At 52.3% G+C, this 13774-nt stretch carries 14 protein-coding genes; all 14 read left to right on the forward strand.

Annotated elements, in window-relative coordinates; all coding sequences use genetic code 11:
- The first annotated feature begins 23 nt into the window (after positions 1-23).
- The 14 genes from VF399_07170 to deoC all read left to right on the forward strand — a co-directional run bounded on the left by VF399_07170 (position 24) and on the right by deoC (position 13719).
- Positions 24-770 carry a biotin--[acetyl-CoA-carboxylase] ligase gene (locus VF399_07170; GenBank protein ID HEX7320117.1) on the forward strand — a complete coding sequence of 249 codons (747 nt, stop codon included), beginning with the start codon at positions 24-26 and terminating at the stop codon, positions 768-770.
- On the forward strand, positions 767-1276 hold the full coding sequence (gene cobO / locus VF399_07175; GenBank protein ID HEX7320118.1) for a cob(I)yrinic acid a,c-diamide adenosyltransferase: 510 nt from the start codon (positions 767-769) through the stop codon (positions 1274-1276). The genes VF399_07170 and cobO overlap by 4 nt, the downstream gene beginning before the upstream one ends.
- Positions 1277-1323: 47 nt before the next feature.
- A complete protein-coding gene (locus tag VF399_07180) occupies positions 1324-1509 on the forward strand; it encodes a hypothetical protein (protein ID HEX7320119.1) in 186 nt (61 codons plus the stop codon).
- On the forward strand, positions 1506-2672 hold the full coding sequence (gene coaBC / locus VF399_07185; GenBank protein HEX7320120.1) for a bifunctional phosphopantothenoylcysteine decarboxylase/phosphopantothenate--cysteine ligase CoaBC: 1167 nt from the start codon (positions 1506-1508) through the stop codon (positions 2670-2672). The genes VF399_07180 and coaBC overlap by 4 nt, the downstream gene beginning before the upstream one ends.
- 24 nt (positions 2673-2696) lie before the next feature.
- On the forward strand, positions 2697-4064 hold the full coding sequence (dnaB, locus tag VF399_07190) for a replicative DNA helicase (protein ID HEX7320121.1): 1368 nt from the start codon (positions 2697-2699) through the stop codon (positions 4062-4064).
- Positions 4051-4794 carry an ABC transporter permease gene (locus tag VF399_07195; protein HEX7320122.1) on the forward strand — a complete coding sequence of 248 codons (744 nt, stop codon included), beginning with the start codon at positions 4051-4053 and terminating at the stop codon, positions 4792-4794. Before dnaB ends, VF399_07195 begins: the two co-directional genes overlap by 14 nt.
- Positions 4795-4827: 33 nt before the next feature.
- On the forward strand, positions 4828-5514 hold the full coding sequence (locus tag VF399_07200) for an ATP-binding cassette domain-containing protein (GenBank protein ID HEX7320123.1): 687 nt from the start codon (positions 4828-4830) through the stop codon (positions 5512-5514).
- Positions 5507-6235 (forward strand): MlaD family protein, encoded by a 729-nt coding sequence (locus VF399_07205; protein ID HEX7320124.1) that lies wholly within the window; start codon positions 5507-5509, stop codon positions 6233-6235. Before VF399_07200 ends, VF399_07205 begins: the two co-directional genes overlap by 8 nt.
- A 19-nt stretch (positions 6236-6254) precedes the next feature.
- On the forward strand, positions 6255-7592 hold the full coding sequence (gene radA / locus VF399_07210) for a DNA repair protein RadA (GenBank protein ID HEX7320125.1): 1338 nt from the start codon (positions 6255-6257) through the stop codon (positions 7590-7592).
- Between the two features lie 8 nt (positions 7593-7600).
- Positions 7601-8401, forward strand: coding sequence for a hypothetical protein (locus VF399_07215; protein ID HEX7320126.1), 801 nt, complete (start codon positions 7601-7603; stop codon positions 8399-8401).
- Entirely contained in the window at positions 8376-9389 is a 1014-nt protein-coding gene (locus VF399_07220; GenBank protein HEX7320127.1) for a M20/M25/M40 family metallo-hydrolase, read from the forward strand. The genes VF399_07215 and VF399_07220 overlap by 26 nt, the downstream gene beginning before the upstream one ends.
- 122 nt (positions 9390-9511) lie before the next feature.
- On the forward strand, positions 9512-11152 hold the full coding sequence (gene mutL / locus VF399_07225; GenBank protein ID HEX7320128.1) for a DNA mismatch repair endonuclease MutL: 1641 nt from the start codon (positions 9512-9514) through the stop codon (positions 11150-11152).
- Between the two features lie 175 nt (positions 11153-11327).
- Entirely contained in the window at positions 11328-13031 is a 1704-nt protein-coding gene (locus VF399_07230; GenBank protein ID HEX7320129.1) for a family 10 glycosylhydrolase, read from the forward strand.
- A 4-nt stretch (positions 13032-13035) separates the two neighbouring features.
- A complete protein-coding gene (gene deoC, locus VF399_07235) occupies positions 13036-13719 on the forward strand; it encodes a deoxyribose-phosphate aldolase (protein ID HEX7320130.1) in 684 nt (227 codons plus the stop codon).
- Positions 13720-13774: the final 55 nt, after the last annotated feature.

The following is a 13774-nucleotide window of genomic DNA, read 5'->3' on the forward strand; positions in this document are numbered from 1 at the left end:
ATGCATTTTAAAGTGAAAAAAACATGATCATCGGCAGCAAGCTCTATTATGAGGACGAAGTTGATTCAACGAATATCTATGCCAAGAGTTTGTTGAAGACGGCATCCGACGGCACGATCGTTCTTGCCGATCTGCAGACCGCGGGCAAAGGCCGGCTCGATCGGCCATGGTACTCGCCAGTCGGCGGGATCTGGATGTCGGTGATCCTGAAACCCGAAAAGCCCAATCTGATACCCGTGCTGACGTCGGTTTCCTTATGCGAAACATTCATGACGTACGATATACTGCTTGGTCTGAAGTGGCCTAACGATGTGACGCTCAACAAGAAAAAGGTCGCTGGAATATTGTGCGAGGTTGTCGATCAAAGCGTTATTGTCGGCATCGGGCTGAACCTGAACATCAAGGAGTTCCCGCCGGAATTACGGCATACCGCAACATCGGTCTTCATCGAGACTAAAAAATCCTTTGACAAGATGGCGGTTTTCCAGATGCTCTGCAAGGAGATAGACTACAACTATATGATGCTTAAAGGGGATCACGTATCGCACTTGCTGACAAAATGGCGTCATTACACGATCATGTTGGGAAAAGACGTGATGATCGAACTGCCCGGCAGAAAAGTGACCGGACGGGTTCTTGACATAAGCAGCGACGGCGGACTGGTGATAATGAAACCGGATAACACTATCGAGCGCATCCTCGCCGGCGACTGCCAACTGGTGTCCATGGAAAAAGCAACCAGAGACGATCACGCAAAACCAGGGACATGATCCAAATATACACGGGAAATGGCAAAGGCAAGACCACGGCTGCGCTGGGCATGGCATTGAGGGCGGTTGGTCACGGCAAAAGAGTGATCATGATACAGTTCATGAAAGGACAGATCAAGTACGGCGAGCTCAAAGCCGCCCGCATCCTTAAGAAACTGGTCATCGAACAGTACGGCAGAAAAGAGTTCGTGGACAGGGACCGGCCTGCCGCTATTGACCGCGAGCTCGCACGCCGGGGGATGGACAGAGCATGGCAGGTCTTGAAGGACCGGCATTACGGTATTATCATTCTGGATGAGATCAATGTCGCAGTAGAGTACGGATTGGTGCCGGCGGCGGAAGTCATCAGGTTCATGCGCAAAGCGCCTAAAAGGACTGAACTGGTGCTCACGGGTCGGTATATGCCGCCCGAATTCATCCGATATGCCGATCTTATAAGTGAAATAGTTGAAGTGAAGCATCATTTCGAAAAGGGCGTCCAGGCGCGATGCGGTATTGAATATTGACGTCCCCATATAAAGTCGCTATAATAGCGATCACAGGAGGTTGATCTATGATATTTTCGATTGAAAACATTTGGGAAAAATACGGCAACAAATACAGGGCCATAAACATCGGTTCACTCGAAGCCAGGAGATTGAAAGACGAACAGTCAAAGGGCTTGCTTGATGCCAACACGAACCAGATACTGGAGGCGCTCAAAAAGCTCGTGGGCGGCAGGATAAAGCTGAAGAGTTGAAAATTCTCTTGGGCATAACCGGTTCCATTGCCGCCTACAAGGCGCTGGAACTGATCCGGTTGATCATGAAAAACGGCGACGAAGTGAAGGTCGTGCTGACCGAATCGGCCTGCCAATTCGTGACGCCTCTTTCCTGCCAGACATTATCACAGGACGAAGTTTACCACGAGCAATTCGTCCTGAGCAAAGGAATAAAACATCTGGCCTTATCCGATTGGGCGGATGTCATGGTCGTGGCACCGGCCACCGCCAATCTGATTGGCAAGGCGGCGTCTGGCATCGGCGACGATCTGCTGACAACGATTCTTCTGTCGTTCCCCAAGCCGATTTTACTGGTGCCGGCAATGGACGAGGGCATGTGGCAGAACAAAATAATCTCGGAGCGTGTCGCGCAGCTAAAGTCGGTCGGATTCCATATTCTAGAGCCCGATGTTGGGCCTTTAGCGTCCGGGAAGATCGGTAAAGGAAGATTCCCGTCAGTCCGTCTCATTTACCTGACGATCAAGACCCTAATGATGAAACGACTATCACTGACGGGTATGAAATTTTTGATCACCGGCGGCCGCACCGAAGAGGAGATCGACCCGATACGCGTGGTAACCAACCGTTCGAGCGGTAAGATGGCGCTTGAGCTATTCGACGCGGTAAACAGTCGGGGAGGCATGACGCGTTTGATCCTGGGGGAGATCGGCGTCGAAGCTCCAGCGTGTGGCGATATCATTCGCGTCAGAACGGCAGCCGATATGTTGTTTGCCTTGAAGGATAATATAGAATGGTGCGATTGCCTGTTGATGAGCGCGGCCATTGGTGATTACCGGCCCAGGAACAGAAGCGCCGGTAAGCTGCACGGTGATAAATTAAGCATTCAATTGGTAAAAAACGCCGATATGCTCGTGTCCCTGGTACCGTTCAAGAAGAAGAAAATATACGTAGGATTTTCACTCGAGGTCGCTGACCAGTTGAACCGGGCAAAGCAAAAAATGATGACAAAAGGTCTTGACCTGGTCGTACTTGACACTGCCCAGGCGCTGGGCGCCGATTCCGCAGAATTCCATTTATTAAGAAAGAAAGGCCGTATCGTTAAGCTCGGTCACCAAACCAAGCAGGAGGTCGCTCATATCATATTGGATGAGTGCCAGGCCCTGCTGCGTCCGAGAAAATGATATAGCAAAATAGCATAATCAATAATGGAAGAAAAAAGAGTTCCTCCCCATTCACTGGAAGCGGAAAAAGCGGTCCTTGGCGCCATGCTTCTCGACAGCAACGCACTGGCCAAGGCCATGGAGATCCTGCAGGAATCACATTTTTATTCACCAGCCAACCAGAAGATCTTCCGGGCGATCGTGGAGCTGTTCAATCGTAATGTCGCAGCCGATCTGGTGACCTCGACTGACTGGCTGAGGCAGAACAAGGCGATCGACGAGATCGGCGGTCCAGAATACCTTTCAGCGCTTGTGTCCGAAGTCATAACCACCGCCAACATCGAGCATCACGCCCGGGTTGTGCTCGACAAGGCGCTTAAGCGGAGCGTGATCCAGATATCCATGGAACTCTTAAAGAGCGGTTTTGAGGATACCGAGAGCGCGGCTGAAGTGATCGATTACGGCCAGAACCTTATTTTCCAGATCAAAGAAAAAGGATTGAGGAAAGAACCGGTCCACATTCGCAATTACATCATGCAGATCCTGGAGAAAGCCGAATCGATGCGCGGCGAGCGCCTGATCACGGGCGTCGAAACCGGGTATTTTATCCTTGACGAGGTGACATCCGGTTTTCAGAAAGGGGATTTCATCGTGGTCGCGGGGCGTCCGTCCATGGGCAAGACGGCTTTTGTTCTGAATGTTGCGGCTTTCGCGGCGATCAAGAACAATATCCCCACCGCGATATTTTCGCTCGAAATGGCGGGCGAATCCCTCGTGCAGCGTCTGCTGTGCAGCGAGGCTGAGGTCAACCTTCGCGACTTGCGGCGCGGCCGGTTGTCCAACCAGGACTGGGTTAACCTCGCGACCGCGGCCGGCAATCTGGACAAAGCTCCCATTTTTATCGATGATTCGGCCAGCGCCTCGGTGCTTGAGCTGAAAGCCAAGGCCCGCAGGCTCAAAGCCGACAGTAATATTCAAATGATCATGATCGATTACATGCAGTTGCTGGAAGGATCGAAATCCGCCAAGATGATGAACTCCAGGCAGCAGGAGATCTCGGAAATATCCAGGGCGCTTAAGGGACTGGCCAAAGAGCTGGATTGCCCGGTTATCGTGGTCTCTCAGCTCTCGCGCATGCCGGAACACCGCGAAGACCGGAGGCCGCGTTTGGCCGATCTGAGGGAAAGCGGCGCCATCGAGCAGGATGCCGACGTCGTGATATTGATATACCGCGAAGAGGTCTATGATCAGAATACGGAAAAGAAGGGGATCGCCGAGATCAATATCGCCAAGCAGCGCAATGGTCCGACCCGGACGTTTGAACTGGGATTCTTCGGCGATCATATGCGGTTTGGCAATCTGCTGCAGCGCGAAGAGATGGCGTTGGAAGAAGGGGGGTATGAACCTTTTTAGCTCGATCGCGAATTACGCTCTGTTCTTTATCAGGAGCGTATTTTTGCCCTGGCGCCTGCACAAGACCGGCTTCCTGATCCTTGAACAGATCTACGATGTCGGCTTCGGTTCTCTGCCATTGATCCTTGTGATCGCGACGTTCGTGGGACTGGTATCGACCGTGCAGACCCTCTACCAGATCGTGGGAGCCGGTACGGTACCGAAATATATTCTGGGCTACACGGTTGGCCGGATGGTGCTCATCGAGCTGGGACCTGTTCTCACCGCGCTTATGGTCAGCGGCCGCTGTGCATCGTCGATGGCAGCGGAGATCGGGACCATGCGCGTGACCGAGCAGATCGACGCGCTCGAAGCCATGGCCATAAATCCTTACCGTTTTCTCAACCTGCCCCGTATCATCGGGACGTTCATCGCTGTTCCAATACTGGCGGTCATCGCCGAATTCGATGCTTTACTCTGCGGGGGCGCGTATGCTCATTTTTTTCTCGGCGTGCCGTTCAGCGTGTTCAATTACGGCCTTATCCATTTTTTCTTTTCGCGCGATCTATACGGCGGTTTGATAAAGACCCTGTTCTTTTCGATTGTTATCGCGACTTCTGGCTGTTATTTCGGGTTCAATGTAAAAGGCGGAGCGCGGGGAGTTGGGAACGCATCGACCAAAGCGGTGGTTACCGCATCGATCATGATCCTTATCCTCGACTTCCTGGTCGCCCTGATCGTTTTCCGGTGATGCTTTGAGCAACCCTTTAAATACGACCGGCCCGTGATTAAGGTCATCGAAGTATCAAAGCGGTTTGACGATCTTATCGTACTGAATAAGGTCAGCTTCGAGGTCGGGGACGGCAGGTTGGTGGTGATCCTTGGCCCATCCGGTACCGGAAAGACGGTTCTTTTAAAGTCGATCATCGGACTGTCCCCGCTTGACAGCGGGGAAGTGTTCATCGACGGGCAATCGGTTCAAAAGGCCAGCCAGTCGCAGTTGTACGAGATCCGGAAGATGATCGGTTATGTTTTCCAGGGCGCAGCGCTCTTCGACAGCCTGAACGTCCGCGATAATATCGCGCTGCCGCTAGACGAACACACTCAGCTTGGTTCCCGCGATATCCGGAAAAAAGTTACCGAAATTCTGGCGATCGTCGGACTGCCCGGCAAGGAGCGTTTATATCCCCGTTCATTGTCCGGCGGCATGAAGAGGCTCGTTTCGGTCGGCCGCGCCTTGTCCCTCGATCCCAAATACATTTTTTATGATGAGCCGACAACCGGTCTCGATCCGATCATGAAGGACCGGATCGTGAAATTGATCGTGAATCTCAAACGGGATTACAAAAAGAGTGGCATCGTGGTAACCCACGACCTGGAAACAGCACGGGCGATCGGGGACGATATATTCATGCTCAAGAACGGTGAAATCACGAAATTAGAGAAGATAGGAAAGGAATACTATGGGTAAGAAAGTCAAGGAAACACTGGTCGGCATTTTTATCGTTGTGGGCGTTGTGCTGTTCATAGTCATCTACACCTGGCTTACCGGTCGCATCGGCATGCGCAACACCCGGGAAGTAAAGGTGTATTACAGCGACGTGGGCGGTTTGAGGGTGGGCGACCCCGTGCTGATATACGGTATTGAGAAGGGAAAGATAAGATCGCTCACCATTGAGAACGCCAGGGTATTGGTGGTGGTGTCGGTCAGCAAGGATATACCGATACCGGAAGACTCTAAATTCTCGCTCCGGTCGGTCAGCTACCTGGGCGGCGACAAGTATGTTAAGATCACGCCGGGCGTAAGCGCGAAGCCCGGCACGGTTTTTGAAGGCGAGGGCGAATCCTTCGATCTTGAATCCATAGCAAGCGAGCTTAAAAATGCGATCGCCGCGATCCAGGATTTCAAGATGCCCGACATGAGTAATGTTGGCGATCAGATTGCAGTGGTCGTTGACAAGAATGTTAAGAGCCTTGCCCTGATGGTCGCGGAGCCGACCGAACGGCTGGGTACGCTCATCGCGCGGATGGATTCGGTTACGGCCATGATGAAAGGCGAAGGGACGATCGGGCAGCTTCTGAGATCCGATGACCTTTATCAGGAACTGCGCGAGACCAACCAGTCGCTTAAAGCCCTGGTCGACGACATCAAAGCCAACCCCAAGAAATATCTCGACGTTAAACTTTTCTAGATCAACGCGACCGCCGGTCATGAAAACTCAGTTCGTATGCCAAAACTGCGGCGCCTTTTCCATGAAGTGGATGGGTCGCTGTCCTTCCTGCGGGACTTTTGATTCGATGGTGGAAGAGCAATTGGATGAAAAAAGCGCGTCGTCGAGACGGAAGTCAGCATTCAAGCCGGCACTTTTATCCGACATACCAATCGGGCTGGAGGAGCGGCGATCCGTTGGGCTTCATGAGGTCGATCGTGTGCTGGGCGGCGGTTTTGTTAAAGGCTCGGTCGTTTTGCTCGGCGGCGATCCGGGCATAGGTAAATCCACGCTTACCCTGCAGATCGCTGAAAAAATGGCATCAGGCAACGGAAAGGCACTGTACATAAGTGGCGAAGAATCATCAATCCAGGTGCGGCTCCGCGCTCAGCGTTTAAAGATCGCTGGTGACGGAATCGTTTTCCTGCCTGAAACGGAAATGGAATCGATTCTTGAACAGGCGGAAACCATGATGCCGGCTTTCTTGATCATTGATTCGATACAGACCGTCTATAAATCGAGCATGAACTCGTCTCCCGGCAGTGTCGGGCAGGTCCGGGAATGCTGCAGCGATATCATGAAGTTTGCCAAAGACAGGGGCATACCGACCATCATTATCGGCCACGTGACGAAATTCGGCGCGATCGCGGGGCCCAAAACGCTGGAACATATTGTGGACACGGTACTTTATTTCGAAGGTGAAAAAGATCAGCAGTACCGGATCCTGAGAGCGTCTAAGAACCGCTTTGGTTCCACGAACGAGATCGGTGTCTTTGAGATGACCGCAGATGGACTGGTCGAAGTCGAAAACCCGACCAGCATCTTCGTGACCGATAGTCAGGCTTCAGGATCGGTTATCGTCAGTATCATGGAAGGAACGCGGCCTTTACTCCTGGAGGTGCAGGCTTTGACAAATCCCACTTATTTTAACTATCCGCAGAGAGTGGCGACGGGGATCGATTACAAGAGACTGACCATGCTACTTGCGGTCCTTGAACGCAGAGTGGGTATCAATGTTTTTGGTCTGGATTGTTTCCTTAATGTCGTGGGCGGCATTAAGGTCTTTGAAACAGCAATCGATCTAGGCATTATCGTTGCGGTTGCATCGGCGGTCAGGAATAAACCGGTTGCCAAGGGCACGGTGATTATCGGCGAGGTCGGACTTGGCGGCGAGGTCCGGTCAGTATGGGGGATAGAGAACCGTCTGCGGGAAGCCGATAAACTCGGTCTGCAGACTGCGATAATACCGGCTAAAAGTCCTTCACCGCAGGGCATAAAATTGAACGTGATACGCGTCGCTGAAGCGCGTCAAGCAGTGGAACAACTAATGAATTCGTAGGAGGATCTATGTTGCTATTCAAGCACGAGGACAAATATGTCCTTGATTCATCAAGCATTCTGGACGGAAGGGTGATACAGCTTTTTGAAAAGAAATTCTTTGAAGGAAGGATCCTGATTCCGATGACGGTTCGGACGATCATAAGAAGGACTATGGGCAGCGATGCCGAACGGCATCTGAATAACTTGAAAAAAAATATGCACGTGGAATTTGTGGACAAAGAAACCACCACGGGTCTTTCCGAAGAACTGTCAGTACTAAAGATGGCAGCAAAGCGCAAAGCCCGCGTGATCACTACTTCAGACGAACTTTGCCGTAAAAGCAAGGAATTCCCCAATATCCGGGTCATTGATCTCAGGGAACTGTATCGAGCGCTGACACCGATCTTTGCACCCCAGAAAATGATGTCGGTCAGGATATTGAAAAGGGGCTTGAATCCTACGGAAGGGGTGGGGTATATCGAGGGCGTCAAAGTCGTGGTGGAAGACGGAGCAAAGTATATCAGCCAGACGATCCAGGTCCGCGTGACATCCATGCTTTCCCTGGAAACGGGCAACCTGGTGTTCGCCGTCACGGCTGACAAGACGAATCAGCCGCAGCAGCAACAACACCAACAGCATCCGCAGCAACACCAACAGCACCCGCAGCAACACCAACAGCACCCGCAGCAACACCAACAGCACCCGCAGCAGCACCAACAGCACCCGCAACAACACCAACAGCACCCGCATCCTCATTCTCACCCGGTCCAACAGAAAAACCGTCAACGCGGCAGCTATAACGATGGAAACCATCGACCGTCTTCTTGAAAAGCTGACATCCGCTGCGGCGATCGGCTACGCCGGTGACGCACCGCAGCTTGTCATCGAGGAACTCAAAGCTGCAGGACTCACGGCCGCACTCACGAAAGACCGAAGCGTTCATGCCATTGTCAACGGTACTGATGGACGTGACGTCATCATCGCCTGTCACCTCGATGAGATCGGTTTTGTAGTTACTGGCATAGATGGCAGCGGTTTTATAAAAATAAACGAGGTAGGCAAGTCGGATGTCCGCATATTGATCGGCCAGGAGATGTTGATCCATGGTCGCGAAACCATTGCCGGATATATTGGCGCAAAACCGCCGCATCTGCTGAGCCCGGCGGAAAGATCCCGGGTGTTTCCGTTGCCGGACTTGTTCGTCGATACCAGCATGCCGGTCGATGCGTTGAAGTCCATTGTCCGGATCGGAGATATGGTGACGTTCAAGAACCGGTATCAAAAGCTCCATGATTCGTTGCGCAGCGCCAAAGCAATGGACAATCGGGCGAGCGTTGCCGCCGGCATTATGGCGCTCGTCGAATTGCAGAAACATCCGGTTAAGCCAAACGTGCATTTCGTGGCGACCAGCCAGGAAGAATTCAGCGGGCTTGGCGCGCGGCTATTGTCGCAGCGGGTGCACGCCTGCTGCGCCATTATTGTCGATGTCACGTTCGGCGACCAGCCCGATTTGCCGGAAACCGAGGTATTCCCGCTGGCAAGCGGTCCGACTCTGGGCCGGGGTGGAACCCTGCCCGCGAAGTTCTTTAAACTGCTCGTACAGTGCGCTCAGGAACTTGGTATCCCATACCAGGTCGAGCCCTTGCCCACCAATACCGGCACCGACGCCGACAGCATCGCTTTCAGCGTCGATGGGATCCCCTGCTGCCTGCTGGGTATCCCGGTGCGCAACATGCATACGCCCGTCGAGGTCGTATCGCTGCAGGACATCGAGCGCACGTCGCAGTTGATCGTCCATTTTGTCAAAAAACTGTAGCTTCCTTAACGCAGGGTTTCCTGCTTTGAATATCGAAGGGCACGTCGTAAACGTGCCCTTTTTACTTTCTCGTAATCCGGGTGCCGTACTTGACTTAAAGAGCGAATTTATTACAATAGACAATGGGTAAAATTATGATTCTGCCGGCCGATGTGAGAGGTAAGATCGCGGCCGGCGAGGTCATCACCAGACCTAATTCGATAATCAAGGAACTGATTGAGAACGCGCTCGATGCCGTTTCGACACGGATCGAAATCGAGATCGAGGACGGCGGGAAAAAAAAGTGCCTGGTCAATGATGATGGTTCCGGTATGCCCCACGATGACGCGCTGCTGTCGATCGAGCGTTTTACGACGAGCAAGATCAACTCCCTGACCGACATCGAGAACATAAAAACATACGGATTCCGCGGCGAAGCGCTGGCCAGCATTGCTCAGGTTTGCAGCGTTGAGATCGAAACCTCGGACGGGGGAGAAGGCACGCGGATCGAGATCAAAGGCGGTGAGATAAAAGCGGTGCACGAATCGCACCGTCGCCGCGGGACCAGGGTCAAGGTGACAGATCTGTTCTACAATTTGCCGGTCCGTTTGAAATTCCTAAAATCATCGGATTGGGAGCGCAGGCTCATTGTCGACACGGTAAAATCTTACTCTTTAGTTCACCCGACCGTCGGGTTTTCATTGACCGAATCCGGACGAACGCTGCTCATAATGGGCCCGGCGCAGTCAGTCGAGGAGCGTATTGCTTTTCTTTTCGGATACCTGCAGGATACAATGGTGCGCGTCGCGTCTGACGTGGATACTTTCTCCTTTAACGCTTTCATATCCAAACCGGACTCGGCAGAAAAACGATCGGTCAATCACATCTTTGTGAACGGCCGTCCCGTCAAGTATCCCCGGATCTACCGGACAATACTCGAGGCCTATCAGAACCCGCAGAATACCCCGAGTTTCATCCTTTTTGTCATGGCCGACCCCGCCTTTGTCGATGTCAACATACACCCGGCCAAGAGCGAAGTGAAGTTCCAGGATGAACGTTACGTTGCGGATGTCCTGCTTCAGGCCATAAGGAAGAAACTACAGACGCATACGCTGACCGCCGGTTATGTCCCCGGCGATGACTCGGCAGCCATTTCTTTAGATAAAAAATATGTCCGGATAGTGCAGGATAACCTGATCCCATACGAAACAGGCGAGCAGCAGGTTTCGGCGCTGCCGCGGGAGCCGGCAGAGTTCTGGCAGATACACAACATGTACATCCTGGCCCAGACCAAAACGGGGATGATCATCGTCGACCAGCATGTCGCACACGAGCGGATCCTGTACGAGGCCCTGATCAGCGGCAAGGTCGCGTCTCAGCGGTTGTTGTTCCCGATCACCCTTGCCCTTACTCCCGATGAATACGAAATTTACGCCAAGACCAAAGACCTTCTTAACGACCTCGGTATCGAGTTCAAGGAGTTCTCGGACCGGACCCTGGTGATCGACAGCATCCCCGTCGATGCCAGAATAGGTCGCGAAGATCTGACTGACTTTTTTAGTGAGATCGGCGGTCTCGGCTCCTTGATGAAGGAAAAACTGGAAGTTGCAAAGATAGTGGCCTGCAAAAGTGCGGTCAAGGCCGGCCAGAAGTTATCGCTGATCGAGATGCAGACGCTGATCGACAGGCTGTTCGCGTGCGAGAACCCCTACACCTGTCCGCATGGAAGGCCGATCGTCCTGAAATTCTCACTGGACGACCTGGCGAAGAAGTTTGGCAGATAGATGTTAAATCCTAAATCCGAAATCCTAAATCCTAAACAAATCCTAATTTCAAAATTCCAATGCTCCAATTTATGTCATCACTTTCGAATTTTGGATTTAAAGGATTGTTTCGATATTAGTGCTTGGAATTTAGAATTTCAGATAATCAGCGAGCCCATACTTTAAAGCGACAAATATGATGATTCTGCTGACATTAACGATAATCGCTTTCCCGCAACGAGGTCTCTGGCTGCGGGCTATGTCGATCGCGGATTCCACGAAGATCCCGCGGATCTGCGCGATCATGGATACGCTGCATATCACTGACGTATATATCCAGGCCGTTGTGGGCGGTTATGCCTACTACGACTCGCGTGTCCTGCCGCGGAGCGAGGTGCTCGTGCGCGCTGCCGGGCCGGACTACCAGCCGTTCGAGACCATGTACCGGATTTGTAAGAACCGTGGTGTGAGGGTTCACGCCTGGGTAAACGCACTGCTTGCCTGGTCCCTTGAGAAAAGACCTGATTCGTCAAGCCACGTGCTGTTGCAGCATCCGGAATGGTTCATGCAAGACGTGTTCGGGCGACGCATGTCAGACTACCCATACCAGGACTGGCGCCGGTTCGGCATTGAGGGTTTGTATCTGGATCCGGCGAATCCCGCGGTCCGCGAATACATTGCGGATATTGTACATGATATTACCAGCCGGTATGATGTGAATGGGATCCACCTGGATTTCATACGATATCCGGGTATCTGGTGGTCTTTGGAACCAACCGAGCAAACATGTCTATTGTCGGGAATGATATCCGACACTCTGCAATGGATGACCTTGATTCGATACTGCCAGCTGCCGTTCAAACTGCGATGGATGACCTGGAACACCTGGCGGATGATGAAAAGCAGGGAAGGAAACATTGATGCCGCGGTCAGTCAGGCGTTCGGTGGGACGGCCGTCAATATGAAATCGTGCGCGGTCACGGCGAACCCGGCTAACGCCCGGTATAAATACGGACAAGCGTGGTGGCAATGGCAGGATAAAGTTGTTTTCCCTCTTTTGATGTCCTACACAGAAGATGTCGGACTTTTCCAGGACATGACTGACTTTGCTGCCGCTCATGATGCGGGCGCGGTTATGGGAATAGGGGTGATCTGGCCAAATATGGAACGGGAAGCCGCGTATGAGCAGCAAACTGCTATCCGGCGTGGTGCTGGTTTTTGTTTTTTTGATTTCGAGTCACTCGATACGCTCGCTGACCTGTCAGTGCTGTTAGATACGGTTAATATCGTCTTTGACAGTCTGACGATCGACTCGACCCGTTACCGTCCGGTCAATTCAGTATTTACAGACCGCCCGGCTTCGGTTTATGGAAGGTCTGATGGTCATTATCATGATCTGGATTCTGCTCTGGAATTCGCTCGTTACATCATGTCGCTGTCTTTGAACCGGCCACGCGATCTAAGTAGGCTGGGGCTCGATAGTGCTTCATGTATGCAAATGATACGTTCTGATGCGGCTGCGTTTGAATATGTTAACGGTGAGGTATTTCCGCTGGGAACGATGCTGATCGAACCCCCCAGTAGACTTATATCGTATGACTCACTGTGCCGGAGCCAGGGTGATTCGGAACAGATCAATGCGAAGATGAATAAAACGGATCAGCTGGTCAGCCACCGCAAGGTTTATCCGTTACCGCTTGACCGGTTCGCCAAAGCGGTGTTCAATGCAAAACCAGGTGTCAGAACAATGGTCGAGACACCGGACTGTGCTTACGCGTTTATAGTTGACAAGATCGTTGAAGACAGCGTGTTAATACCGGAATTCCAGGTGCCGGCTGATCTTAGGTCGCTCTTTTCTTTCAACACCGCCATGATAAAATTAGATAAATTGTTAAAGTGAGAATATGAACGACAAAAAAATGATTGAGGCGGATAAGCTCGCGTCATGTATTGATCAGACTATCCTGAAACCGGATGCGTCGCTGTTCGATATCGATGGTTTCGCAGCGGGATTCTGGAAGTACCATTTTTTATGCGCCTGCGTGAATTCATGCTGGATCGGATACGTGCGCGGACACATCCCTGCCGGAACAAAGATCTGCAGTGTTGTCGGTTTTCCCCTGGGCGCGTGCCATGACACGGTCAAGATGCACGAAGCGAGGGAGCTCGTCGCGCTGGGATGCGATGAGATCGACATGGTCATGAACATCGGCAGGTTCAGGAGCGGGGACTATGATTACGTGGGGAAAGAGATAAGCGCGGTGGTAAGCGCGGCTGAAGGCCGCGTCGTGAAGGTCATCATCGAAACTTGCCTGCTTGACGAACAGGAGAAAGAAAGCGCAGCAAGACTGGTGAAGGAGAGCGGCGCTCATTTTGTAAAGACGTCAACGGGATTTTCGACCGGCGGTGCCACGGTCGAAGACGTAAAGCTGCTGCGGAACGCCGTGGGCGTTGATTTTGGCGTGAAGGCATCGGGCGGGATCCGTGATCATGCGTTTGCCTGCGCTTTGATCAAGGCCGGCGCGAGCCGTATCGGGACATCGGCCGGCGTTGCGATCATGAAAGAGGCATGGAATAGAGAAGGATGATAGTGATATAACTATGATTTACATCACCGTAATCTCCGGTTAATCATTGGAATCG

This window comes from bacterium, assembly GCA_036382775.1.
Classification (GTDB): domain Bacteria; phylum Hydrothermota; class Tepidihabitantia; order SM23-42; family JAOAFX01; genus DASVHD01.